The following is a 25,253-nucleotide window of genomic DNA, read 5'->3' on the forward strand; positions in this document are numbered from 1 at the left end:
CGCCGGCCCCGGGCGCGCCCCGGGGCTCACAGCCAGATATTGCTGGTGGCGAGCGAGGTGACGCCGCTCAGCGTGATCTGGAAATCCGCCACGCCATCGCCGTTCACATCGCCCGCGAGGATGCTGTCGGCGAAGCGAAGCTGGCCCGCCGCCCCGGTGAAGGCGGCGCTGCCCAGCCAGGTGAAGCTCTGGTTGCCGTCCACCAGGCTGTTCGCGTCCATGGCGCGCAGCTCGATGCGGTCCTGCTGCGCGCCGCTGAAATCCACCACCAGATCGCCGTCCGCCTCGAGCGCGGAGCCGAAGACGAAGCGATCCGCCTCCAGCCCACCTTCCAGCCGGTCCGCGCCGAGCCCACCCCGCAGCACATCGCGGCCCGCGCCGCCGATGAGGGTGTCATTCCCCGCGCCCCCCGTCAGGCTGTCGTCGCCGTCCAGGCCGCTGAGGAGGTTTGCGCCGTCATTGCCGTCCATCCGGTTGACGAGGCCGTTGCCGGTGCCGTTGATGCCGGCCGTGCCGGAGAGGGTCAGCCGCTCCACATGCGCCGCGAGGGTGTGGCTGAGCGAGGCGAGGACATGGTCCTGGCCCTCATCGGCCAGCTCCACGACGACGTCGTCCGCATGGTCCACGATGTAGATGTCGTCGCCGCGCCCGCCCGCCATCTCGTCCGCGTCGAGACCGCCGTCGAGACGGTCATTCCCCTCGCCGCCGATCAGGCTGTCCCGCCCGGCGCCGCCGGCGAGGCTGTCATCGCCCAGCCCGCCATCCAGTCGGTTGGCCCCGGCATTGCCGTCCATCCGGTTGGCGAGGCCGTTGCCGGTGCCGTTGATGCCGGCCGTGCCGGACAGGCTGAGCCGCTCCACATGCGCCGCGAGGGTATGGCTGACCGAGGTGAAGACGCGGTCCTGCCCCGCATCGGCCAACTCCACGACGACGTCGCCGGGATTGTCCACGTAATAGGTGTCGTCCCCGGTGCCTCCCAGCAGGCGGTCGGCGCCCAGGCCGCCCGCCAGTGTGTCGTCGCCCGCGCCGCCTTCCAGCGTGTCGTTCCCGGCCTCGCCCCGGATCCTGTCATGCCCCTCCTGCCCGCGGATGAGATCGGCGAAGCTCCCGCCCGTCAGCCGGTCGGCCGCGTCCGTGCCGGCGATCGCGTCGTCATTGGCGATGATGCCGGCGAGCGTGCCGCCCGAGATGCGCAGGCCGCTCGAGGCGGCGGACAGGGCGATGACGAAGCCTTCATTCATCTCGGCGAGCCTGTCGCCCTGCACCTGGAGGGTGATCAGCCGGCTGGCCTCGCCCGCTGCGAAGTTCAGCACGCCGCTCGGCAGCACGCCGCCGACGAAATCCGCCCCATCCACCGGGTTGGCGCCGGAGCCCTGCACCGCCCAGCTCACCGAGGCGGCGAGGCCGATATTGCCCTCGCGCGTCACCAGGAAGCTGAAGGGGGTGGTGCCCTCCTGGCCCTCGATCACCGAGGGCGTGCCGGCGGGCTTCACCGCGCTCACCTGGATCACGCCCGAGGAATTGGTCTGCACGCCGAAGGAGCCGAGGACGGTCGTCAGCGGATGCCAGGCCAGCGTCGTGCCGCCTTCCGCGCCCATGCTGGCGCTGGGGCTGATCTCCAAGGTCACCTGGAACGAGGCCGCGGCGGTGCTCGTCAGCAACTGTGCCGGCGCCAGCGCCTGGCCCGCCGCGTCGAAGCGCTGCGTGTAGCCGCTCTGGGCCAGGATGAGCCCGCCCGGGGTGGCGCGGTCCTGGATCTCCCAGCTCAGGGTGAAACCGCCATCGGGCCCGCCGGCGACATCCAGGCCCAGCACCGTGTCCTCGACGCCGCCCGCCGTGATGGCGGTGACGCCGCGCAGCTCGCCCGACCCATCCCGCCGTTCCACCAGGATCTGGTTGCTGGGGGCGGTGATCGGTCCGGGGGAGCTGGCAACGAGGCCGAGCGGGTTCCAGGCGAGGAGCGAGCCGCCATCCGCCCCGAAGCTGACGCTGGGGCTGCTGGTATGCGTCACGCCATAGCCGCTGGCGCTCACGGTGAAGGCCACCTGCGCGGGCGCCAGCGCCACGCCATCCGCGCCGAAGCGCTGGACGTACGCGGTCTGCGAGCGCGCCCCGGGCTCGCCCGGCTGAAGATCCTGGATCTCCCAGGCGAGGAGGAAGCCACCATCCGCCCCGGCCGCCACATCGAGGTTCAGCACGCGGTCCTCCGCTCCGCCCGCCGTCACCAGCGTGGTGCCGATCAGGTTGCCGGCCGCGTCATTGCGCTGCACCGCGATCACGCCGGTGGAGGCGGTGTTGGGGCCGTTGAAACTCGGGACGGTGCCCATGGGGCTCCAGGCGAGGACGGTGCCGCCATGCGTGCCCACGCTGACGCTCGGGCTGCTGGCGATGCCGAGACCGAAGCTCGCGGCCGCCACGCTCGTGAGAAGCTGCGCGGGGGCCAGCGCCTGGCCTGTCGCGTCGAAGCGCTGGGCCAGGCTGGTCTGCGCGAGGACCGGCCCGCCGGCTGCGGCGCGGTCCTGGAATTCCCAGACCGCGATGAAGCCGCCATCGCGCGTCTCCGCCACGTCGAGGTTCAGCAGCGTGTCTTCCGTGCCGGTGGCGACGAAGCTGGTGCTGCGTTCCAGCGCGGGGCGCAGGCTGACCGCCGCATCGTCGTTGCGGATGGTGCCCTGGGCCGAGGCCTCCCCCAGCGCGCCATTGACCGGCGCCGAGAGGGTCACGGTGAAGCCCTCGTCGCCCTCGATGACGCCGTCGCCCAGCACGCCGACCGTGATGATCCGGCTCACCTCGCCCGCCGCGAAGGAGACGGTGCCCGAGGGCAGCACCGAGCCCACGAAGTCGCCACCCGTCGCGGGACTGCCGCCGCGCCCGGTGACCGCCCATTGGACGCTGGAGGCCTCGCCCAGTTCGCCCGTCCGGGTGACGATGAAGGTGAAGGGCGTGCTGCCGCTGCGCCCCTCGGTCCGGTCGGCCGAGAGGGCCGCGATGGAGATCAGGGTCGCGGGCGGCCCCGCATCGTCGTTCTCGATGATGCCCGTGGCGCTCGCCACGCCCAGGCTGGCGCCCGTGGGCGAGGCAAGGGTGAGGGTGAAGCTCTCGTCCGGCTCCACGTTGGCGTCGCCCGCCACCTGGATGGTGATGGTCCTGCTCGTTTCGCCGGCCGCGAAGCTCACGGTTCCGCTGGGCAGCACGCCGCCCGTGAAATCCGCGCCATTGGCGCTGGCCGAGGTGACCGCCCAGTTCGCGCTCGCCGCCGTCGTCGTCACGCCCTCGCGGGTCACGGTGAAGGTGAAGGCCGTGCTGCCGGCATTGCCCTCCGCCTGGGAGACCGCACCCGCGCCGAGGCTGAGGACGGTGGCCGCGTCGTCATTGCGGATCGCGAAGCTGTTGGTGAACGTGCCCGGCAAGATGGCGCCGGCGCTCGGCGCGGAAAGCTGGACCGTGAAATACTCCTCCGCCTCCAGCTGCGTGTCGCCCCGGATCTGCAGCGTGATGATCTTGGACGTCTCGCCCGGCCCGAAGCTCACGACGCCGCTCGACATCTCGCCGCCCACGAAATCCGCGCCATTGGCGCTGGGCTGGAACGACATCACGGGGGCGGGAAGGATGCTCCAGGTGGCGGAGACGGTGCCGCTCAGATCCCCGCTGCGGGTCACCATGAAGCTCGCCGGCGTGCTGCCGGCGTTGCCCTCATTGACCGTGCCCAGGCTCGCGAAGGTGGTGGTCTGGTGGGCGCGGCTGGGCGCCAGCGCCAGGAAGGCGCCGTCATCATTGCCGATGGTGAAGGTGCCCGACTGGTTCACCAACGCCACGCTGTTGTCCGGCGAGGTCAGCGTCAGCGTGAACTGCTCGGCGGGTTCGATCTCGGTGTCGCCGCTGATGCTCACGGTGATGGTCCGGGCCATCTCGCCCGCGGCGAAGCTGACACTGCCCGAAGGCAGGGCGCCGCCCACGAAGTCCGCGCCATTGACCCAGCCGCCGATCCCCATGCTGGTCACGGTCCAGTTGACGCTGACGGCCTGCGTCGGGTCGCCGGTGCGGATCACGGTGAAGGTGACGTCGGTGACGCCTGACTGGCCCTCCGTGATCGTCCCGGGGGTTCCGCTGAAACCGAGCGTCGTGGGGCCGTCGTCATTCACGATGGTGCCGCTGGCGCTGGCCGTCAGCAGCACCGCCCCGGTCGAGGGGTTGCTCAGCGTCAGGGTGAAGGTCTCGCTGGACTCGGCCGTGGTATCCGCCAGGGTCTCGACGCGGATTACCCGGCTGGTCTCGCCGGCGGCGAAATTCACCGTGCCGCCCGGCAGCACCCCGCCCACGAAATCGGCGGCCGTGGCGCTGCCGCCCATGGGGTTGAAGCCGCTGGAGACCGCCCAGTTTGCGCTGGCCGCGATGCTGGTGTCGCCGCCGCGCGTGACGGTGAATTCCACGACACCATTCGTGGCGTTCCCCTCATAGCCCCGCGCCGGGGTGGGGGAGACGGAGAGGATGGCGCCGTCATCATTCACGATGGTGGCGGTGGCCGTCGGCTGGGTCTGGGTCAGGAAGACGGTGCCCACCGGCGCCGAGAGCGTGACGGTGAAGTTCTCGTTGTTCTCGACCAGCGTGTCGCCGGCGATGTCGATCTCGATCGTCTTGCTGGATTCGCCGGCGGCGAAGGTGACGGTGCCCGAGGGCAGGACGCCGCCCACGAAATCCGCCGCGTTCGTCTGGCTTGCCACAACCGCCCAGCGCGCCTCCGCCGTGCCCGAGGTGTCACCGCCGCGCAGGACCGTGAAGACCGCCCGCGTGGCCCCCGAACCGCCCTCCGTGATCAGGGGGGTGGTGCCGGTGCTTGCGAAGGAGATCGTGCTGGACATGCAGGCCTGCCTCAAATGAGGGAGGCGCAGCGGCCGGCTTCGGGATCACCTTCCGGGGCTGCGCTGACGCGCCGGAAGATAAATTTACGTTAATAAATGTCAAATATTATGAGATAAAAAATAAATATTCCGTTATCATTATCATCGCCCTTTTGGCGCGCAAGGCCAGGGATGCCGAGGGCTCAGGCCTTTGCGCCGCCCGACCCGGGCTTCGCCGGGACTTCCGGCTCGGCCTTCATCTCGGGCCGCCCATGCCGCATGCGCCCGCGCGAAAGCTCGGCCACCACGCCGTGCAGCGTGCGGACCTCCTGCTCGGTGATCTCGCCGCGCGCGAACCAGTGGCGCAGGTTGCGGACCATGCCCTCGCGCTTCGGCGCATTGCGCAGGAAGCCGCAAGCATCGAGTTCGGCGATCAGGTGGCCCATGAAATTGTCGAGGCTGCCCTTGGTGGCCACCTCGGTCTTGTGCGTCTGTAGCCGTCTCGGCGGTGTGGCGTCCGCCGCCACCCACCATTCATAGGCCAGCACCATCACCGCCTGGGCGAGGTTGAGCGAGCTGAATTCCGGATTGAGCGGATAGCGGATCAGCGTATCCGCCCGCGCCAGATCCTCCGCCTCCAGCCCCGCCCGCTCGGGCCCGAACAGCACCGCGACCCGCATGCCGCGCGCGTTGATGTCGCGCAGTTCGGCCGCGCCGGCGCCCGCCGTCATCACCGGGATCACCACATGGCGCGGGCGCGGGCAGGTGGCGAGCACGCGGTGGCAATCGGCGATCGCCTCCTCCACCGTCCCGAAGACCTGCGCCGCATCCAGGATGCGATCGGCGCCCGAGGCCGCGGCCCAGGCGCGCGGATGCGGCCAGGTGTCGCGCGGGGCGACCAGGCGCAGATGGAACAGCCCGCCATTGGCCATGGCGCGGGCCGTGGTGCCGATGTTCTCGGCGAGTTGCGGGCGCACGAGCACCACGATGGGCGTCTCGCCCGGTGGTGCCACCAGCGGTGCGGCGCCCTCTTCCCTCACCGGGCTGGCAACCTGGCGAGGATGGCGCGCATCTGCGCGATCTCGGCCTGCTGGGTGCGGATGATCTCCTCCGCGAGGCGCTTCACCTCGGGGTCCGAGCCATGGCGCAGGACGATGCGCGCCATCTCGATCGCGCCCTCATGGTGCGGGATCATGCCGGCCACGAAGTCGCGGTCGGCATTGCCGCTGTAGCGGATCTCCATGGCGCGGTGCATGGCGTTGTTCGCCGCGCGGAACTCGCGCGTGCTGGCGGGCTCGTTGCCCCGCGTCGGTGCGCCGTGGCCGGCATGCGAGGACTGCGCCTGGGCGGCCCCGGCCAGCGAGGCGGAAGCAGCGGCGGCGACGAGGGCGGTGCGACGATTCATGGCGTGTCTCCGTTGAAACACGGCCAAGCTCCTGCTTGCCACAAGGTCAGGGTCAAGCGCGCTTCCACGTCGTCCCGCCCGGGCCATCCTCCAGCACCACGCCCTGCGCCAGCAGCTCCGCCCGGATGCGGTCCGCCTCGGCCCAGTTCTTCGCGGCCCGCGCGGCGAGGCGCGCGGCGATGGCCGCTTCAATGGCGCTCGCATCATCGCCCCCCTGCAGCCAGCCGCGCGGATCGCCCTGCGCGAGGCCGAGCACCGCGGCCGCCTCGCGGAAGGCCGCCGCCGCCTGGCCCGGCACGGGCGCCCAGTGCTTGCCGATGCGCGAGAGCACCGCCGCCGCCGAGCCACCCACCGTCGCGCTGTTCTCCAGCGTGCGCAGGTCGCGCAGGCGGGTGATGGCGAGCGGCGTGTTCAGGTCATCCGCCAGCGGCTCCAGCGCCCATTCCGCCATCTCGGTGATGAGCGCGGCGTCGCTGACCCCCGGCGCGCGGCCGAGCATCGCGTAGCTGTCATCCAGCTCCGCCTTCGCCTCCATCAGCCCGGCTTCCGTGTAGTCCAGCGCGGCGCGGTAATGCGTCCGCAGCAGCAGCAGGCGGAAGGCCTCGCCGGCCCAGGGGCCCTGCGCCAGGATGTCCTGCACGGTGAGGAAATTGCCGAGGCTCTTCGACATCTTCTCGCCATTCACGAGCAGCATGCCGTTGTGCAGCCAGGTGTGCGCCATGAAGGGTGTGCCGAAAGCGGCGCGGCTTTGCGCCACCTCGTTCTCGTGATGCGGAAACAACAGATCCGCCCCGCCGCCATGGATGTCGAATTGCTGGCCCAGATGCCGCCAGGACATGGCCGAGCACTCGATATGCCAGCCCGGCCGCCCGCGGCCCCAGGGCGAATCCCAGCCCGGCGTCTCGTCATCCGAGGGCTTCCACAGCACGAAATCGCCGGCGTCGCGCTTGTAGGGCGCGACATCGATGCGGGCGCCCGCCAGAAGCTCCTCCTGGTTGCGGCCGGAGAGCTTGCCGTAATCGGCGAAGCTGCCGACGCTGAACAGCACATGGCCTTCCGCCGCATAGGCGTGGCCGTTCGCGATCAGCTTCTCGGTCAGTGCGATCATCTCGGCGATGTGGCCCGTCGCGGTCGGCTCCACATCGGGCGGCAGGGCGCCGAGGGCGGCCATGTCCCGGTGGAAATCGGCGGTGGTGCGGGCGGTGATGGCGCTGATCGGCTCGCCCGATTCACGGGCGCGCGCGTTGATCTTGTCATCCACGTCCGTGATGTTCCGCGCATAGGTCACGCGCGGAAACACCCGCCGCAGCAGCCGCGCCAGCACGTCGAACACCACCACCGGCCGCGCATTGCCGAGATGCGCCAGGTCATAGACCGTGGGGCCGCAGACATAGAGCTTCACATGCGCGGGATCGAGCGGGCGGAATTCCTCCTCGCGGCGCGTGAGGCTGTTGTGGAAACGGAGCTGTGTCATCGGGAGCGGGTCCATAAGGCAAAACGGCAGCAGGCACGACCTCCGCGCGGTGCGCGGGGCGTCAGCCGTTGCAGCAGGGGCGGGTCAGGACCATGCCGCAGCTATGCGCCAGCCGGGGCGAAGCATCAAGCCCAAAGCGGTTCGGCGGCTCAGCCGGCCCTTGTGTTGCAGGGGGAAACCGGGCCGCGGCCGCGCCCGAAATCCGATGTGGGGGCGACCACCCGGACCTGCCGGAAACCGCTGAAGGACGCCATCTGCTGCTCAGTCACCACATGGCGGATTTCGGTGCCCACACCGGCCACCACGCCCACGCCGTAGAGGCGATAGACGCCGGTTCCGTTGGTGCGCCGGGAGAACCCGTTGTGCCGGGCGCAGGTGCCCGTCTGCCGCCCCGTCCGGCCCGATGCCGCCTGTCAGGCGCGCAGGCGCTGCAAGGCCCGCTCGCGTCCGATCAGGGGCAGCAGGGCCTTGAGGTCCGGCCCGTGATCCTCGCCGGTCAGGGCGAGGCGCAGCGGCATGAAGAGCGCCTTGCCCTTGCGGCCGGTCGCGGCCTTGATCGCCTCGGTCCAGGCGGGCCAGGTGGCGGCGTCATAAGGCTCGGGCGGCAGGAGGCTGAGTGCCGTGGCGAGGAACTCAGCCTCGGCCGGCTGCTCGACGGGCGCGATGTGGCCGTGGACCACGTCCCACCAGTGCTTCACCTCGGGCAGGCGGTCCAGGTTCTCGCGCACCGCTTCCCAGAAGCCGGCATCGGCGCCCTCGGGCAGGCGCGGCCGTGCCTGCTCGAAGGACATGCCGTGCAGCAGCTTGCGGTTCAGCGCCAGCATCTGCCGCGGATCGAAGCGCGGCGAGGAATGGGAGACACTCATCAGATCAAAGCTGGGGAGCAATTGCGCCGGCATGCCCGGCACCGGGTCCTGCGAGGTGCCCAGCGCCGCCAGATACCCCGTGATCGAGGCCGCCTCCACGCCATCCCGCCGCAGCTGCCGCAGCGAGAGCGAGCCGATGCGCTTGGAGAGCGGCCCGCCATCCGCATCGGTCAGCAGCGGCAGATGCGCGAAATGCAGGGCATCGCTCCGCCCGCCCAGCGCCAGCCAGATGTCGAGCTGCACGCCCGTGTTGGTCACGTGGTCCTCGCCACGGATGACATGCGTCACACCCGTCTCGAGGTCATCCACCACGGAGGTGAAGGTGTAGAGCGGCGAGCCATCGGCGCGCACCAGCACGGGGTCGCTGATGGCGGAGAGCTTCACCGCGCGGGGGCCCAGCACGCCATCCACCCAGGTGATGTTCGCGCCCGAAAGCTTGAAGCGCCAATAGGGCTTCTTCCCGTTCTCCAGCGCCCGGGCGTACTGCTCCTCGGTCATCTTCAGCGCGGCGCGGTCATAGAGCGGCGGGCGGCCCTGGCGCAGCCGCTGCTCGCGCTTATAGGCCAGCTCCTCCTCGCTCTCGAAGCAGGGGTAGAGATGGCCGCTCTTCTTCAGCCGCTCGGCGGCGGCGGCATAGGCGTCCAGCCGGTCGGTCTGGCGGAACATGCTGTCCCATTCCAGGCCGAGCCAGCGCAGATCTTCCTCGATGGCGGTCACGAACTCCGGCTTGCTGCGGCCGGTATCCGTGTCATCCAGGCGCAGCACCAGCTCGCCGCCCATCTTGCGGGCGAAGAGCCAATTGGCGAGCGCGATGCGCGCATTGCCGACATGAAGATGCCCGGTGGGGGAGGGCGCAAAACGAAGCTTGATGGACATGATTCTAGGCCCTCAGGCGCGCGCTTCGCGCGCTTGGCTTCGCGCCGCCAGGGGCGCGCGGGTGAAAAGGTCGGTCTGGGCGCGCCGGCCGCCGTGCGGCCGGATTCTCAAGGCGCGGGAAAGATCGGGGAGGTCAGGGCCGTGGGAGAGGGCCCGGGCCCGAGGGGCGCGCATCACTCCTCCTCACCCTCCCCGTCATCCTCATCCTCTTCCATCCGCCGCGGGTCGAGCATGCGCCAGTTCAGCGCCTCGCGGTCGCGCGGCGGTGCCGCGGCGAAGGCGGGCAGGTCATTGGCGCTTTGCCACACCTCGCCCTGGTGGTCCTCGCCCAGGCCCGACACCCCGGCATCCTCGCCGAAGGCGAACCAGGCGGCCGTCACCTCCGCCGCCGTCGCGCGCGGCACGCGGCAGCGCTCCACGCTGTCCCGCACATAGCGCTTGGCGAATTCATTGGCGTGGGCCAGCGAGATAAAGCCGCGCACCACCTCCACCGAATCCTCCCCCTCCGGGTCGGAGAGGTCGCGGATGCGAACCTCCAGCCCCTCGGGGGCGGCCAGCGGGTTCTCGGTCACGAGACCAGCCCGGTGAAGCCGTTGGTGATGGGATAGCGGCGGTCCCGCCCGAAGGCGCGCTGGCCGATCTTTACGCCCGGCGGCGCCTGGCGGCGCTTGTATTCCGCGCGGTCCAGCATGCGCCACACCCGCAGGATCAAGGCGCGCTCGAAGCCCTGCGCGACCAGATCATCCACGCTCAACTCGCGCTCAACCAGCCCGTTCAGGATTGCGTCCAGCACCTCATAGGGCGGCAGCGTGTCCTGGTCCTTCTGGTCTGGCTTCAGCTCGGCCGAAGGCGGCTTGGTGATCACGCGCTCGGGCATCACCGCCCCATCGGGGCCGAGCGCGCCCAGCGGCGTATTCGCGTTGCGCCAGCGGCAGACCTCGAAGACGTCGGTCTTGTAGACATCCTTCAGCACGGAATAGCCGCCGCACATGTCGCCATAGATGGTGGCGTAGCCGGTGCTCATCTCGCTCTTGTTGCCGGTGGTCAGCAGCATGTTGCCGAACTTGTTCGACAGCGCCATCAGCGTGACGCCACGGATGCGCGACTGCAGGTTCTCCTCCGTGATGTCCGGCACGCGATTGCCGAAGGCCGGCGCCAGCATCGCCTCATAGGCCGCCATGGCCGGGCCGATCGGGATGGTGTCGTAGTGGATGCCCAGCAGCCGCGCGCATTCGGCGGCATCCTCCAGGCTCTCCTGGCTGGTATAGGGCGAGGGCATCATCACGGCGCGCACGCGCTCGGGCCCCAGCGCATCGGCGGCGACGGCGGCCGAGATGGCGGAGTCGATGCCACCCGAAAGCCCCAGCACGATGCCCGGGAAGCGGTTCTTCTCCACATAGTCGCGCAGGCCCAGCATCATCGCGTGATAGATCTGCGACGAGCGGCTCAGCGGCTTCGCCAGTTCCTGCTGCGCGCAGACCCAGACATCGCCGGGCTTTTCCCATTCGGTGAGGATCAGCGTCTCGGCGAAGGATGGCGCGCGCACCGCGAGCTTGCGGTCGGCGTTCAGCACGAAGCTGGCGCCGTCGAAGACCAGCTCATCCTGCCCGCAATTCTGGTTGAGGAAGACGAAGGGCAGCCCCGTCTCCACCACGCGGGCCACGGCGAGATCAATGCGCGCCTCGGCCTTTTCCACCTCGAAGGGCGAGCCGTTGATGGAGAGCAGGATCTCGGCGCCGCTCTCGCTCAGCGTCTCGGAGACGGCGGGGAACCACCAATCCTCGCAGATCATCAGCCCCAGGCGCAGGCCCCGGAACACCACCGGCCCGGGGGCGGGCCCCGCATCGAAAACACGCTTGTCGTCAAAGACGCCGTAGTTCGGCAGCTCATGCTTGGCGCGCCGGGCCACGATCTTCCCGCCATCCAGCAGGAAGGCCGCGTTGTAGAGCTTGCCGCCCTCCAGCCAGGGCCCACCCACGATCAGGCCCGGCCCGCCATCGGCGGTCTCGGCGGCCAGGGCCGCGATTTCGGCATCGCACATCGCCTGGAAGGCGGGCTTCAGCACCAAATCCTCGGGCGGGTAGCCGGCGATGCTGAATTCGGGCGTCACCAGCAGGTCAGCGCCCAGGGCGGCCGCCTCGGCGCGGAGCGCCCGGATTTTCGCGGCATTGGCGCGCAACTCCCCCTCATGCGGGTTCATCTGCGCGAGGGCGATGCGGAGGCGGTTCGTCATCCCGTGGAAGTAGGCGCGCGGGGACGCAGGGTCAACGCGGGCAGGACGCTGGCCACCATGCCGCCCGTCACCAGCAGCACCCCCGCCCAGCCGGCCAGGCCCAGCGTCTCGCCCAGGAAGAGCCAGCCGCCGAGCGCCACCATCGCCGGCACCGCCGCCGTGATGGCCGAGGTCTGCGGCCCGCCCAGCAGCACCACGGCCCGGGTGAAGAGGAAGCCCGCCAGCATGACGGAGAGCGCCCCATGCCAGGCCATCTGGAAGATTTCCATGCCGAGCGACACAGCCTCGAGCCGCGAGGGCAGCCAGAACCACCAGACGGGGAGGAAGAACGGCGCGGCGTAGAGGGCGACCGCCAGCGTCGCGTCCAGCGCGCCGATCCGCCATTTCCGGATCAGCCAAGTATAGGCCGCCCAGCACAGCACGGCGAAGACGAAGAGCAGATCCCCCCGCCAGGCGCCCGGATGCCCGCCGAAAGTGTCCCGCCCCAGCAGCAGGATGCCGAGCGCGACCAGCAGGAGCGAGATCACGCGCCGAAGCCCCCAGGCCTCGCCGAAGGTGATCCACCAGGCGGCTGCGATCAGGAAAGGCAGCAGCCCGGCCATGATCACCCCGCCATGCGCCGCGGGCGCGAACTGGAAGCCGCCATAGGCGCCGAGCGAGAAGCCGAAGCCCGCCGTCGCCGTCAGCGCCAGCGCCTGGGCCAGCGGGATGCGCGGCGGCCCGCGCCAGAGCAGGAAGGGCAGGGCGGTGAGGAAGGCGCCGGCATAGCGCAGCGCCGCGATGTCCCAGGCGGTGACGGATTGCGTCGCCAGGAAGCGGGACATCAGCTGAAAGCCGGTCCAGATGAAGAGGACGCCGAAGGCGCAGAGCAGCCCGATGCGGCGCTCGCTCAACCCTGCTGCCCGTTCCGCCGCCGCCCCTCCTGCCGCAGCAGGAATTCGCGCCCGAGCTTCACCCGCGGCGTGCCGTCATATTCGACGATGTCGGCGGTCGCGTAGGTCTCGCTCCAGATGTCGGGGATGAAGCTGCCCGTGCCCACAACATCCACCGGCGCATGCGCCTCGTTCATCACGCGGCACTTGCCCACGCTGAAGCCGGAGGAGGCGACGATGCGCACCTTGTCGAAACCCGCCGCGTCCAGCGCCTCGCGCACGCGCCAGATGGCGGCGGCGGAAACCCCGGTGCCGACCAGGTGGCGCAGCTCGGAATCGCTGCGATAACGGCGGATCGCCTGCGGCGCGTGGCGCTCCAGCACGGCGTAGCTCTCGGCCGGGTCCAGCCCTTCCAGGAAGCGGCCGCCATGCGTGTCGAGGCGCACGGCCATGCGTCCGGCGGCGGCGAGATCGGCGAAGCGGTGGCAGACGGTCAGCGCATCCGTCACCTCCTGGCCGAAATAATCCACGAGCACGGTCAGCCCGTCATTCGGATAGGTCTCGTGGAACATCTCGGCGGCGCGCAGCGTGGAGCCGGCATAGCCGATCAGCGCATGCGGCATGGTGCCGCGCCCCGCCGCCTCGCCGAACCAATGGGCGGTGGCGTCGGTCGCGGTGCCGACGAAGCCCGTGGCGCCTTCGAGGCGCGCCGCCGCGCTGCCGACCGAGGCCGCATAGGCCATCATCTCCTGCATCTCGAAGCCGGCGCAGTGCCGCGCCTCCATGGCCAGGAAGGCCGCCTTCGGCATCTCCAGGCTCATCTGGTAGGCGTTGTGCGCGGCCACACAGGCCGGCCCCAGTCGCTGCAGGTAGAGCGTCTCGAGATCAGCGAGCGCCGCGAAGGAGCCGCTGAGATAAAGCAGCGGATCGCCCGCGCCGACCCAGGCCCCTTCCGGGTATTTCACCTCGATCTCGAAGGGCGTGCCGCGCTCCCGCGCCACGCGCTCCAGCCATTGCACGGCCAGCCGCGGGGCGGAGATGACGGGGCGGCGGAGGAAGACCGCATAGGTCACGTGCACATCGCCGAAGGTCTCGACGATGCGGCGCGTGCGGTTGAAGTAGCTGTCCGTCCGGGCCGTGATCTCACGGTCCAGCGGGGATCTCTCGCTCATTGCGCGGCGCGGACCAGCTCGCGTTCCGGACGCGCGCGATGCGCCTTCAGCTCCTCCGCGATGAGGAAGGCCAGTTCCAGCGACTGCTCGGCATTCAGCCGCGGGTCGCAGAAGGTGGCGTAGTTCTCCGCGAGGTCGGCCGCCGTCAGCTTGCGCGCGCCGCCCGTGCATTCCGTGACATTGCGGCCCGTCATCTCGACATGCACGCCGCCGGCGAGTGCGCCCTCGGCCGACATCACGTCGAAAAAGCCCTTCACCTCGTTGAGGATGGCGTCGAAGTTGCGGGTCTTGTAGCCGCCCTGGGTCGTGGTGTTGCCGTGCATCGGGTCGCTCAGCCAGACCACCTTGCGCCCTGCCTCGGTCACGGCCCGCACCAGGGGCGCCAGCTTCGCCTCCACCTTGTCGGCCCCCATGCGGGCGATGAGCGTGAGGCGCCCTGCCTCGTTGGCGGGGTTCAGGATCTCGGTCAGGCGCAGAAGCTCGCCCGCCTCCATGCTGGGGCCGACCTTCATGCCGATCGGGTTGGCCACGCCGCGCAGGAACTCCACATGCGCGCCATCCGGCTGCCGTGTGCGGTCGCCGATCCAGAGGAAATGGGCCGAGCAGGCATAGGTGCGCAGATGCGTGCTGCTCTCGCGCGTCAGCGCCTCCTCATAGGGCAGCAGCAGCGATTCATGGCTGGTGTAGAAGGCCGTCTCGCGGATCTGCGGCGCATTGTCGCTGTTCATGCCGCAGGCGGCCATGAAGCGCAGCGTCTCATCAATGCGGGTGGCCAGGCCCTCATATTGCGCGGCGAGCGGGCTGCGCGCCACGAAATCGAGGTTCCAGCGATGCACCTGGTGCAGGTCGGCGAAGCCGCCGGTGGCGAAGGCGCGCAGCAGGTTCAGCGTGGCGGCCGATTGCAGATAGGCGAATTCCATCCGCTTCGGATCGGGCACCCGCGCCTCGGAGGTGAATTCCGCGCCATTGATGATGTCCCCGCGATAGGAGGGGAGCGTGACGTCGCCCAGCTTCTCCACATCGCTGCTGCGCGGCTTGGCGAACTGGCCCGCCATGCGGCCCAGCTTCACCACCGGCATGCCGGCGCCGAAGGTCAGCACCACGGCCATCTGCAGCAGCACCTTGAAGGTGTCGCGGATGGTGTTCGCGTTGAAATCCGCGAAGCTTTCGGCGCAATCGCCCCCCTGGAGGACAAAGGCCCGGCCTTCGGCGGCTTCGGCGAGTGCCGACTTCAGTCGCTCGCACTCGCCTGCAAAAACCAGCGGGGGAAAGCTCGCGACCTTGGCTTCCATCGCGGCCAGCGCCGCGGGATCGAGATATTCCGGCACCTGCCGGATCGGCATTTGCCGCCAGGAAGAGGGGCGCCAGTCACGCGCCATGGCTGCGAACTCCCAAAAAATCGTGTTCGGGCCAGCCTAAATCAGCCGGCCGAGAAAGGCTACCGGCGCCGCTATTCGGCCGCGGCGGCCGCCACACCGGCCTCCCGCGTGCGGGTCCGCAGCGTCACGAACTCCTCCGCCGCCGTCGGATGGATGCCGATGGTGCGGTCGAAATCCTGCTTCGTCGCGCCCATCACGACGGCGATGCCGATGCCCTGCATGATCTCCGCCGCATCCTCGCCCAGCATATGGGCGCCCAGGATGCGCTGCGTCTTCTGGTCCACCACCAGCTTCATCAGGGTCTTGCGGCCCGGCCGCCCGCTGATGGTGTGGCGCATCGGCGTGAAGCGCGTGAGGTAGATGTCCACCGGCCCGTGCTGCGCCGCCTGCTCCTCCGAGAGGCCCACCGTGCCGATGGGCGGCGAGGTGAAGACCGCGCTCGGCACGTTCTCGTAGCTCGCCCGGCGCGGCTTGTTGCCGAAGAGCGTGTCGGCCAGCGCATGGCCGACGGCGGTCGCCATCGGCGTCAGGTTCACGCGGTCCGTCACGTCGCCGATCGCGTAGATGTGCGGGATGTTGGTCGCGTGGTCGGCGTCCACCGGGATCACGCCATCCGCGCCGGTGATGACGCCCGCGTGCTCCAGCCCCAGGCCCGGCGTGTTGGGGGCGCGGCCGGTGCAGAAGAAGACCGCATCCACCTCGCGCATGCCGTTGTTGGTGAGCGAGACGAGCAGGTGGTCCTCCAGCTTTGCGATGCGGGTCGGCAGCACGCCGGCACTCATGGCGATGCCCTGCGCCTCCATCGCCTCCACCACCGCGGTCCGCAGGTCGCCATCGAAGCCGCGCAGCGGCAGTTCGGCGCGGTAGAATACCTCCACCTCCGCCCCCAGGCCACGCAGCAGCCCCGCGAATTCCAGCCCGATATAGCCGCCGCCGATCACCGCCACGCGCTTCGGCAGCGCCTTCAGCGTGAAGAGATCATCCGAGACGAGACCCAGCTCCGCGCCCGGAATGTCGAGTTTTGTGATCCGCCCGCCCGTCGCCACCACGATGCGCTCGGCGGTGACGCGCTTTCCGCCCACATCGAGCGTATGCGCGTCCAGGAAGGTGGCCCGCGCGTCGAAGGTGGTGACGCCCGCGCCGGCCAGCAGCTTGCCGTAGATGGAGGAGAGCCGCGTCACCTCGGAGTCGCGCGCGGCGGCGAGCTTCGCCCAGTCATGGCCGTGATTCTCGATGTTCCAGCCGAAGGCGGCGGCGTCCTCGGCCCAGAGGCCGTATTCGGCGGCGTTGACCATGATCTTCTTCGGCACGCAGCCGACATTGACGCAGGTGCCGCCCCAGAAGCGCTCTTCCGCCACCCCCACGCGCGCGCCATGCCCGGCCGAGATGCGGGCCATCCGCACGCCGCCCGAACCGCCGCCGATCACGAAGAGATCGAAATCATACGCCATGGAACACCCTTTCAAGCTGGCCGTCACATAGGCGCTCGCCGCGCGCTCAGGAAGGGCGGCGGGGCACCACCATGCGTGGCGTGAAGACCTGCACCGCCTCGCCCGCCTGGTTCAGCGTGGTGATCCGCACCACCGCCGAGCCGCGATCCGGCCGCGAGCGGGAGGGCGTCACCTCCAGCATCTCGATCTCCACGCGCAGCTCATCGCCCGGGCGTACCGGCCGGGGCCATTGCAGCTCACCGCCGGCGCCCACGATCCCGCCCGCCAGGTGCCCGATGGCGCGCACCACCATCCGCATGGTGAGTGCCGCCGTGTGCCAGCCGCTGGCGGCCAGGCCCCGGAACAGCGGATGCTCGGCCGCCGCCACCGGGTCGGTGTGGAAGGGCTGCGGGTCGTACCGCGCGGCGTAATCCATGATCTCCGGCGCCGTCACCGTCACCGGCCCCGCGCGGAAGACCTGCCCGGGTGCCAGATCGTCCAGGTAGAGCGGCGCGGCCAGCGCGCCGATGGGCGAGCCGAGTTGCACCAGTGCGCCGTCCAGGTCCCGCACGTAGGAAAGTGTCTGGCCCCAGGGCTTGTCCACCGGCGCCAGCACCTCCGCGCAACCCTCCCTCATCGCGCGGGCATGCGCGGCGGCCACATCCGGCACCTCGAAGGCGATCTCCTGCGCGCTCTCGCCATGCGAGGAGGGCAGGTGCAGCCCGGTCTCGCGCTCGAAAAAGCCCTGGCGGGCGAAGCCCAGCACCGTCTCGCCCGTCTCCATGGCGATGTAGTCCTCGCCGAGCGCCAGCTTCTCGGTGAGGCCGAAGGCGCGGGCGTAGAAATCGGCACTGGCCCGCGCGTCGGGCACATGGCGGATGATGCGGGCGAGGCGGGTCATGCGGGGCTCCCTGGCTGGATGAGCTTAGCCAGGCCCCCGCCCGGTTGTCAGCCTTGGCGCGCCGCCCCTAGCCTGCGCCGCAACTCAGGAGGAAACACCCATGGCCCGTCGCTTCATCGACCTCTCCGTCGCGCTCAAGGCCGGCATCGCGAGCGACCCGCCCTACATGCTGCCCGAGATCGACTACATGGACCACCACATGACCGCGCCCACCATGGCGGAGACCATGGGCGTTCCCATCTCGGCCCTGCCGGAGGGCGAATACGCCGCGATGGAGAAGGTGCGGATCAGCACGCATAACGGCACGCATCTGGACGCGCCCTACCATTACTTCTCCCGCATGAACGAGCGCACGGTGCCGGGCGGCGAACCCTCCTGGCGGATTGACGAGGTGCCGCTCGAATGGTGCTTCTCGCAGGGCGTCAAGCTCGATTTCCGCGACAAGCCCGATGGCCATGTCTGCACGCCGGACGACGTGAAGCGCGAGCTGGATCGCATCGCCTACACGCTGAAGCCGCTCGACATCGTGCTGGTGAACACCGCCGCCGCCGCGCGCTATGGCGAGGCCGACTACATCGACACCGGCTGCGGCATGGGCAAGGCCGCCACGCTCTGGATGCTGGAGCAGGGCGTGCGCGTCGTGGGAACCGATGCCTGGTCCTGGGATGCGCCCTTCAGCCACACCCGCCGCCGTGTGGCCGAGACCGGCGATGCCTCGCTGATCTGGGAGGGCCACCGCGCGGGGCGCGAGATCGGCTACAGCCACCTGGAGAAGCTCGCCAATCTCGACCAGCTTCCGCCGCATGGCTTCATGGTGGCCTGCTTCCCGGTGAAGGTGCATCGCGGCAGCGCGGGCTGGACGCGGGCGGTGGCTATTCTCGACGATTAACGCGCGAAGCCGACGAAGCCGCGCCGCAGCGCATCGGCGCGCCCGTCGCGCGTCACCTCCCAGAGCGGGCTGTCCACCGCGAGGCGCTGTCCGCCGTCGCGCTGCACCGGGCGCAGGTTCAGCGCGGCGCGGTTGCGCGTGGTGAGGCCGAAGAAGTCGAAGGGCACGCGCACATAGATGCCCTTGTCGAAGCTGCCCTCGCCGAAGCGGGAATAGCTGACATTGGTGAAGGTGGCGAAGCCGCCCACCTCGATGCCGCTGTCGAAGCGCCGCCCCATCTCGATCGTGCCGCCCCAGTCGCCCGCGAGATACCGCCCGCCGCGCAGCACGGTGTAGAGGTTCCACACCGGCAGATCGAGGTAGAGCGAGGCCTGGCCTGTCACCACCGAATAGCCCAGCGTGCCGATGTTCTGCGTGTATTGCCGCTGCGCCACCCAGTTCACGTCGAGGCCGATGGCGAAGGATCGGTCCCGCGGGCGCCACAGCACCTCGGCCGAGACGCCGCCGAACATCGGCTCCAGCATGCCGGCCGTCACGCGCGCGAAGACGTCCCGCGCCGGCGTCCAGATGCGCTCGGCATAGAGGGCGGGAATGGTGGTGGTGGCGGCGCGGGCATAGCGCGCGAAGTCGCTGCGGACATGTGGCAGGACGCTGTCGCTCGGCAGGCCATCGGAGAGGTTGCCCGCGAAGGCCTGCTGCACCGCGCCCACGATCGCGGTGTTCCAGCCGATGTCGAGCCTGGCACCGGCGGTCGCGCCCAATTGCCAGCGCACCGCCGTCTCCGGGTCGCCCACCATGATGTTGAGCGCGGGTGCCAGGCCCCAGGTGAGGCGCGGCGGCGCGGCCGTGGCGGCGGTGGCGCTGGTCTCATCATAGGCGGGCAGGAGCTGCGAGGTGGCGAGGATCTCCTCCGCGCTGCCCATGGCGCTGCCCTGCGCCTCGAAGGCGCCGCGCAGCGTGACCAGGCGCGCGATCACCACGCCGTCGCGCTCCCAGATCACGCGGATGCGCTCGATATGCGCGGGCAGGATGGGCTGCGCCGCACGCACCACGCGGGAAGCGACCTGCGCCAGCGTGCGATACTGCCCCCCCGAGACCGCGATATGCGCCTCTTCGCCGCGCAGGTCGAGCGAGATGGGCAGGAAGCTCTGCGCCCTGAGCGCGGGGAAGAGTCGGCGCGCGAGGACGGCGTTCTCCGTCGCCTCACCCTCGCGGTCGTCGCGGCCCATCTGGAGGCGCCCCTCAAAGCCCGCCGAGGCGGCGAGCAGACGTTCGCGCCAGCCCCGCAGCGGTTCGGGCGGGGGCAGGGGCGCGCCTTCCACGGGGCGCGGCAGCATGGGCGGCGGCGGCTCGCGCGGCAGGTCGGGCGGCGCATTGGGGTCGAGGCGCAGCGAGGCGCGGATCAGGAAATCCGTGCCGTAGAGGAAGGATGCGCCGATATCGAGATAGGGGTTGGGCTGCCAGTTGAACCCGACATTGACGCGGCTTGCCGCCTCGCCGCGCAGATTGGTGGTGCGAGCCGGATAGCCGCCGCGCTCGTCGCGCAGCGCATCGGCCGAATACTCGATCTTGGCGCGCAGCCCCTCGATCGGCCCCCAGGGTGTCGGGATCGGCGGGACGGAATATTCCAGGCCCGCGAAGATGCCGGAATGGGGGCCGCGGAACAGGCTGTTCCAGGCGACGGTGCCGCCCTGGCCCACGCTGCGCGGCCGCGTGCCGAAGCCGGCCGGGCCATAGGTCAGCGGGTTCGTCACATCCTGCCCGGAGGAGAGGCGCCCCCAGCCCATGCCGATGGTGGCGTCGAGCGACCAGAAGCGCTTGGAGGCGACGATGTATTCGCCCTGGTAGATGCCGGTGCCGATCACATCCTGCAGGCCGATGGCGAGCGCGGGGCGCCAGGCATTTTCGTCCCAGACGCGCAGCTTGAGATCGAAGGCGCGGTCGGTCGTCGTGCCGCGGCCGAGCGTGCCGTTCAGCCTTTCGCTCAGGCGGAAGGTGGTCTCGAGGAAGGGGAGCGCCTGGAAGTTGACGAAATAGAATTCCCGCTGCCGCCGCCAGGCGCCGCCGCCCTCGATCACGCCATCCGGGCGGAAGCGCGCATTGGGCATTTCCAGCAGGCCGACGCGGCCGAAATTGGAGCCCGTGGCGGGGACCTCGTCGAGGGCGCGGGCGGGTCCGGCAAGCAGCACCCCCAGCAGAACGACCGCTGCCCCCACAAGATCCGGCCGCAGAGCGGCCGGCGCGCCCAGACCGCCCGTCACGTCAATGCGCCAGCGGCGGCGCGAAGCCAAGCGGGCTGAGCGCGCGCGTCGTGCGGACAGCACGCTTGCGGCGCGTCGTGCGGACAGCACGCCTGCGGCGTGACGCGCCTGAGGGCATCAACTAATTCCCTCCGCGGTAGATTACGGCCAAGGCCGCCGCCGAGATGGCGAGCTGCCCCGCGATCTGCGTCATGTCCCGCAGAAATCCCCAGGATTCGAAGGGCGAGGGGTCATTGGGAACGATCACCAGGCTGCCCGGCGGCACCGGCGGCCCGCCCTGCTGCCAGGCGCCCAGCCCGGCAGGGACCGAGGTGCCGTTGGGCAGCACCAGGAAGGCGCGCGCGGGGTCGGCGAAGCGCTGCGTGCCGCCGGCCGCGCGCACATAGTCGCTGGCGCGCCAGCCGGTGAGGAATTGCAGGCTGCCCGGGTTCTGCACCGCGCCCACCACCGTCACGTCATTGGGCCGCTTGGGCATGACGATCAGGTCGCCCGGTTCCAGCAGCACATCCAGCTCCGGCCGCCCGGCCAGCACCACGGGATTGGCCTCCACCACCATGCGCCCGGCCGCGGGAATGGTGCGCAGGCTGTTGGCGAGCTGCTGCCCGGCCGCGACGGCGCCCGAGACATCGGTGCCCCGCCCGCTGCTGCCCACCACGGCGGTGCCGGCGGCCACCTGCATCAGCCCCATTTCCAGCTCGCGCGCCGTGCGGTTGAAGCCCTCCTGCTGGCGGGAGCGCGCGGCCTCGCGCGTGAAGACCGCGCCATAGGGATAGGCCTGGGGCGTGAGGCCGCCCGCGCGCGCGATGACCTCCGAGAGGCGCTCGCCGCGCCGGATGTCATAGACGCCGGGCCGCAGGAACTCGCCCATCAGCGTGACGGGGCCATTGTCGCGATCGCCGAAGCCGCGCGGGATGCGCACCCCGTCGCGCGGCGAGAGGCGCACGGCCGCGAAATTGCGGCTGCGCAGGTCGAGCAGGGTGCGCGTCAGCGGGATGGCGCTGGTCTGGTCCGAGGGCTCGCGCGTGAGCTCCACGGAGGAGAGGTCCGCCGTGTCGGTCAGGCCGCCCGCCACCGCCAGAACCTGGTCCAGCCCGGTGCCGTTGGTGATGGGGTAGAGGCCGGGCAGCCGCGCCTCGCCCGTCAGCGTCATCGCGTTGTCGAGCAGGAAGGTGAGCAGCGCGGGATAGTCGAGGAAGGCCTGCGGGCAGGGCGTCTCGCCCAGCCGGCGGAAGCCGCCGATGCGCGCATGGGCGAAGCGCTGCGGCGAGGAGCGGGCCGCGATCTCGAGCTGAGTCAGCGCCGGGCAATCCAGGCCGCGCGCAGGGTCCGGCGCCGCATTGGGCGGCGTCGGCATGCCGGTGGCCGGGGCCGGCACCATGCTCGGCAGCCCCGCCAGAAGGCTCGCGGCTTGCGGCGGCGGCGAGGCCTGGGGCGCGATGCGCGCCTGCGCCGCGTTCAGCCGGCCGCGCTCCGTCTCGTCCAGCAGCGCCCATTGCACGGTGGGGCTGGAGAGCCAGAGCACATCGGCCAGCGAGAGGATGATGACCTCGTCGCCCTCGGCCAGATGCACATCGCCGCGCCCGGCCAGCACCGCCGAGAGGTCGAAGGGCTGGAAGCGGCGGCCGCGCGTCCGCGCATCGGTGCGCAGGATGACGGCCATGCGCGCATAGGGGTCGGGCCGGACGATCCGGCCATCGCCGAGCAGCCCGCGCAGGCTGGCGCCGCGCCCGCCGAGAGCGCGCGTCAGCGGCTGCGCCACATGGCCCGTCAGGCGGATATTCTGCGCCTGCACATCCGTCCCCGGCTCCACCAGCAGCAGATCGCCGCGCCGGAGCGGCGATTGCAACCCGATCTCGCGGAAGGCGCGGCGGCCCTCGCCATCGGTGGTTTCCAGCAGGAAACGGTTGCCCGAGGGGCGCAGTGCATCGCCGGCGAGCCGCAGCATGGTGCCGAGCGACGCCGATCCGCTGCCCGGCGGCAACTCGTAGATGGCGGGGCGCGAGACCTCGCCGCCCAGCGCCACCACGCCGCCGATGGGCGGCACCAGGATGCGCTCGCCCTCGCGCAGGGTCAGGTCGGGCGGCTCGCCCTCGCCGGCCAGCACGGGGTAGAGGTCGAGCACGCGGCGGCCGCGCGGGCCCTCGACGCGGATGGCGCGCAGCGTGCCGGATTTGCGCACGCCCTGCGCCGCCACCAGCGCGTCGAACACATTGGCGAGCGGCGAGAGGGCGACGACACCCGGCCGCTGCACCTCGCCGCCCACGAAGATGGTCACCTGGCGCATCTGACGGACGGAGATGAAGACCTCGGCGCCGGCCAGCTCGCGCTGGGCCCGGCGCCCCAGCTCCTCACGCAGGTCCCGCAGGGTGCGGTCGGCGGCCTGCATGGGGGGCAGGTTGGGCAGCAGCAGCATCCCCTCGCGCGAGACGCGCAGCGTCAGGTCCTGGCTGGCGCGGCCGCGGAAGCTGATCACCAGCTCATCATCGCGGCCGATGACGTAATCCTCGGGGATGGCGCCGGAGGCCTGGTTCAGCTGCTGGCCGAAGGCCTGGCCGGCCAGCACGCCGGGCGGGTTGGTGCGGAAACTGTCATAGCCGAATTGCCGCAGCGGCTGGGGCGGCGTGGGGATGCGCGCCGCCGGATTGGCCGCGGCCTGGGGTGCGGGCTGCGGGCGCCGATTCTCGAAGAACTGCTCGATGGGCGAGAGCGGCTCCTCCGTCGCGGGCGGCGCGGGGGGCGGCAAGCCCAGGCTGGAGAAGGGGGCCGGCTGCGGCGCGGTGGGGCTCTGGCTGCCCAGCGGCCGCCCCGCCCCGGCATCGAGCAGGCGCTGGAGGATGTCCTGCTGCGCGCTGGGCGGCAACGCCTGGAGCGGCGCGCCACCGGGCAGGGTGGAAGGCAGGGCGGGCGGGCCAAGCAGCGAGGAGGGCGCGTTCTGCGCGGCGGCGGGCCAGGCCAGCGCCAAGGTCCAGAGGGCCAGGACGCGGGCATGCTTCAACGAACGGTTTCCCCATTTTGGCGCAAGGATGTCACTCGGCGATTAAGTTATGCAGCAATAAAGTGCATTATTTGCAACCATGCGGCGAAGCCTCCCCTCCTCGTCAAGCCTCTGGATTGCGAAATGGGATGCCGCTCGCCGTTTGGGGGCGGCACCTGTGGCCTGGGCGCTCCTCGGCCGCGGCCCCTGGGCCAGGGGCTGGGTTCGCTGGTGGCTGCGCGACGGATTGCGGCCCGAAGGCGCGGACCTCATGGCGGGGCCGGATGTGCGGCCGCTCTGGGAGGCGAATCGCTGGGCCGAATTGCCGCGCATGGCCCTGGCCGGGGAGGGGGCGGCGATCCCTGGCTGGGTCTCGGCCTGGTTCGCCGCCCACCCGCCCTACCGGGGCGCGATCTGGGCCTGCGGTCAGGAGGCCGCCTTGCGCGCGCTGCATCTGGCGCTGGCCGTGGCGCTGGCGGGCCTGCCGCCGCCGGAAGCCGCACTGCGGGCGCTGGCCCGGCGCATCGGCGCCAACCCTGCCTATGCCTGGGCGCAGGACAACAACCACCCGGTCAGCGAAGCCTGCGGCCTGCTGGCCTGCGGTCTGGCGCTCCATGATGCGCGCCTCGCCCGGCGGGGCGCGCGACGGCTGGATGCGGCGATCGCCCGGCTGGTGGCCGAGGATGGCGGCTTCGCGCAACTCAGCCCGGCCTATCATCGCATGCTGCTGGACGTGGTGGCCTGCACGGAATGGCTGCGCCGCCGGGCCGGCGGGCCCGCCGCCGCCCCGCTCACGATGGCGCGCATGGCGGCGGCGACGCGCTGGCTGCACCGCCTGGCCTGCCCCATCACGGGGCGTCTGCCGCGGATCGGCCACCAGGATGGTTCGCATGTGGCCGATCTCTCCGGCGCGGGGCCGGAAGATGCGCGCGCCAGCCTGGAGCGCGCGGCGCGGATCTTCTGCGGCGCGTCGGCCGGCTGGCCCGCCGATCCCGGCTGCGCCGCCCTTGGCCTTGCGGTGCCGCGATCCGTTCTCGCGGCGGAGCCGGATTGGCAGGCGGGCGGGCTGCTCGGCCGCCGCTTCGGCCCCTTGCGCGCCATCCTCCGCCTGGGCCCGCTGCGCTTTCGCCCGGCCCATGCCGACCTGCTGCATCTCGATCTCTGGCGCGAGGGGGAAAACCTGCTGCGCGATGGCGGCACCGGCGCCTACAACCCGGAAGACCCCGCCTGGCTGCCCTGTTTCCAGGGCGCGGCGGCGCACAACACCATCGCCTTCGACGGCGAGGACCAGATGCCGCGCCTCGGCCCCTTCCTGTTTCATCACTGGCCCGAGACCGGCGCCCTGCCGGAGGGCGGCTGGTGGCGCGACCATCGCGGCCGCCGCCACGCGCGGGTGGTGCGCGCCGAACCCGGCGGGTTTCGTGTGGAGGATGAGGTCTCCGGCCCCTTCCAGGCGGCGGTGCTGCGCTGGCGCCTGATGCCGGGCGCCTGGACGCTGACGGCGGAGGGCGTGACCGGGGCGGGCCTTCGCCTGGCCATTGCGGCGGATGGGCCGCTGGCTCTGCGGCTGGTCCAGGGCCTGGAAAGCCTCGCCTATGGCGCGGCCACGCCGCTGCCGGTGCTGGAAGCGCACCTGTCCGGAACAAATTCCCGCATCACGACACGTATCCATTATTCATGAAG

The 25,253-nt window shown here is 70.8% G+C and carries 16 protein-coding genes; 2 read left to right on the plus strand and 14 right to left on the minus strand.

Features of this window, described 5'->3' with window-relative positions; translation table 11 throughout:
• Positions 1-26 precede the first annotated feature (26 nt).
• The 12 genes from ACQ860_RS17135 to ACQ860_RS17190 form a co-directional block, all read right to left on the minus strand.
• Positions 27-4,859, minus strand: a complete 4,833-nt coding sequence (locus ACQ860_RS17135) for a Calx-beta domain-containing protein (protein ID WP_431304547.1) — start codon at positions 4,857-4,859, stop codon at positions 27-29.
• 182 nt (positions 4,860-5,041) lie between these two features.
• Positions 5,042-5,878, minus strand: a complete 837-nt coding sequence (locus ACQ860_RS17140; protein ID WP_431304548.1) for an RNA methyltransferase — start codon at positions 5,876-5,878, stop codon at positions 5,042-5,044.
• A complete protein-coding gene (gene copM / locus ACQ860_RS17145) occupies positions 5,875-6,243 on the minus strand; it encodes a CopM family metallochaperone (RefSeq protein ID WP_431304549.1) in 369 nt (122 codons plus the stop codon). The genes ACQ860_RS17140 and copM overlap by 4 nt, the downstream gene beginning before the upstream one ends.
• A gap of 52 nt (positions 6,244-6,295) precedes the next feature.
• A complete protein-coding gene (cysS, locus tag ACQ860_RS17150; protein ID WP_431304550.1) occupies positions 6,296-7,717 on the minus strand; it encodes a cysteine--tRNA ligase in 1,422 nt (473 codons plus the stop codon).
• Positions 7,718-8,130: 413 nt separating this feature from the next.
• On the minus strand, positions 8,131-9,459 hold the full coding sequence (gltX, locus tag ACQ860_RS17155) for a glutamate--tRNA ligase (RefSeq protein ID WP_431304551.1): 1,329 nt from the start codon (positions 9,457-9,459) through the stop codon (positions 8,131-8,133).
• Positions 9,460-9,632: 173 nt separating this feature from the next.
• Positions 9,633-10,031: a hypothetical protein gene (locus ACQ860_RS17160; protein WP_431304552.1), complete on the minus strand. Its 399-nt coding sequence runs from the start codon at positions 10,029-10,031 to the stop codon at positions 9,633-9,635.
• Positions 10,028-11,692, minus strand: a complete 1,665-nt coding sequence (locus tag ACQ860_RS17165; protein WP_431304553.1) for an NAD+ synthase — start codon at positions 11,690-11,692, stop codon at positions 10,028-10,030. Before ACQ860_RS17165 ends, ACQ860_RS17160 begins: the two co-directional genes overlap by 4 nt.
• A complete protein-coding gene (locus ACQ860_RS17170) occupies positions 11,689-12,585 on the minus strand; it encodes a DMT family transporter (RefSeq protein WP_431304554.1) in 897 nt (298 codons plus the stop codon). Before ACQ860_RS17170 ends, ACQ860_RS17165 begins: the two co-directional genes overlap by 4 nt.
• Positions 12,582-13,736, minus strand: a complete 1,155-nt coding sequence (locus ACQ860_RS17175; RefSeq protein ID WP_431304555.1) for a nicotinate phosphoribosyltransferase — start codon at positions 13,734-13,736, stop codon at positions 12,582-12,584. The genes ACQ860_RS17170 and ACQ860_RS17175 overlap by 4 nt, the downstream gene beginning before the upstream one ends.
• Positions 13,733-15,079 (minus strand): class II 3-deoxy-7-phosphoheptulonate synthase, encoded by a 1,347-nt coding sequence (locus ACQ860_RS17180; protein ID WP_431304556.1) that lies wholly within the window; start codon positions 15,077-15,079, stop codon positions 13,733-13,735. The genes ACQ860_RS17175 and ACQ860_RS17180 overlap by 4 nt, the downstream gene beginning before the upstream one ends.
• Before the next feature lie 107 nt (positions 15,080-15,186).
• Complete coding sequence (gene gorA, locus ACQ860_RS17185; RefSeq protein WP_431304557.1) at positions 15,187-16,566, minus strand: glutathione-disulfide reductase; 1,380 nt, start codon at positions 16,564-16,566, stop codon at positions 15,187-15,189.
• A 46-nt stretch (positions 16,567-16,612) separates the two neighbouring features.
• The gene (locus ACQ860_RS17190) at positions 16,613-17,446 is read right to left on the minus strand and encodes a MaoC/PaaZ C-terminal domain-containing protein (RefSeq protein ID WP_431304558.1); all 834 of its coding nucleotides are present in this window, start codon (positions 17,444-17,446) and stop codon (positions 16,613-16,615) included.
• A gap of 100 nt (positions 17,447-17,546) precedes the next feature.
• Between ACQ860_RS17190 and ACQ860_RS17195 the strand changes: the two genes are divergently transcribed.
• Positions 17,547-18,335 carry a cyclase family protein gene (locus ACQ860_RS17195; protein ID WP_431304559.1) on the plus strand — a complete coding sequence of 263 codons (789 nt, stop codon included), beginning with the start codon at positions 17,547-17,549 and terminating at the stop codon, positions 18,333-18,335.
• Here the strand turns inward: ACQ860_RS17195 and ACQ860_RS17200 are convergent.
• Together ACQ860_RS17200 and ACQ860_RS17205 are read right to left on the minus strand one after the other, a co-directional pair.
• Entirely contained in the window at positions 18,332-20,626 is a 2,295-nt protein-coding gene (locus tag ACQ860_RS17200) for a YjbH domain-containing protein (RefSeq protein ID WP_431304560.1), read from the minus strand. The two genes, ACQ860_RS17195 and ACQ860_RS17200, sit on opposite strands and share 4 nt — an antisense overlap.
• Positions 20,627-20,717: 91 nt before the next feature.
• Entirely contained in the window at positions 20,718-23,591 is a 2,874-nt protein-coding gene (locus ACQ860_RS17205) for an SLBB domain-containing protein (RefSeq protein WP_431304561.1), read from the minus strand.
• Between the two features lie 157 nt (positions 23,592-23,748).
• On the opposite strand from ACQ860_RS17205, the gene ACQ860_RS17210 reads away from it, so the two are divergent.
• Positions 23,749-25,251 (plus strand): heparinase II/III domain-containing protein, encoded by a 1,503-nt coding sequence (locus tag ACQ860_RS17210; RefSeq protein ID WP_431304562.1) that lies wholly within the window; start codon positions 23,749-23,751, stop codon positions 25,249-25,251.
• The last annotated feature ends 2 nt before the right edge of the window (positions 25,252-25,253 follow it).

Source organism: Sediminicoccus sp. BL-A-41-H5 (assembly GCF_050632405.1).
Taxonomy (GTDB): Bacteria; Pseudomonadota; Alphaproteobacteria; order Acetobacterales; family Acetobacteraceae; genus Roseococcus.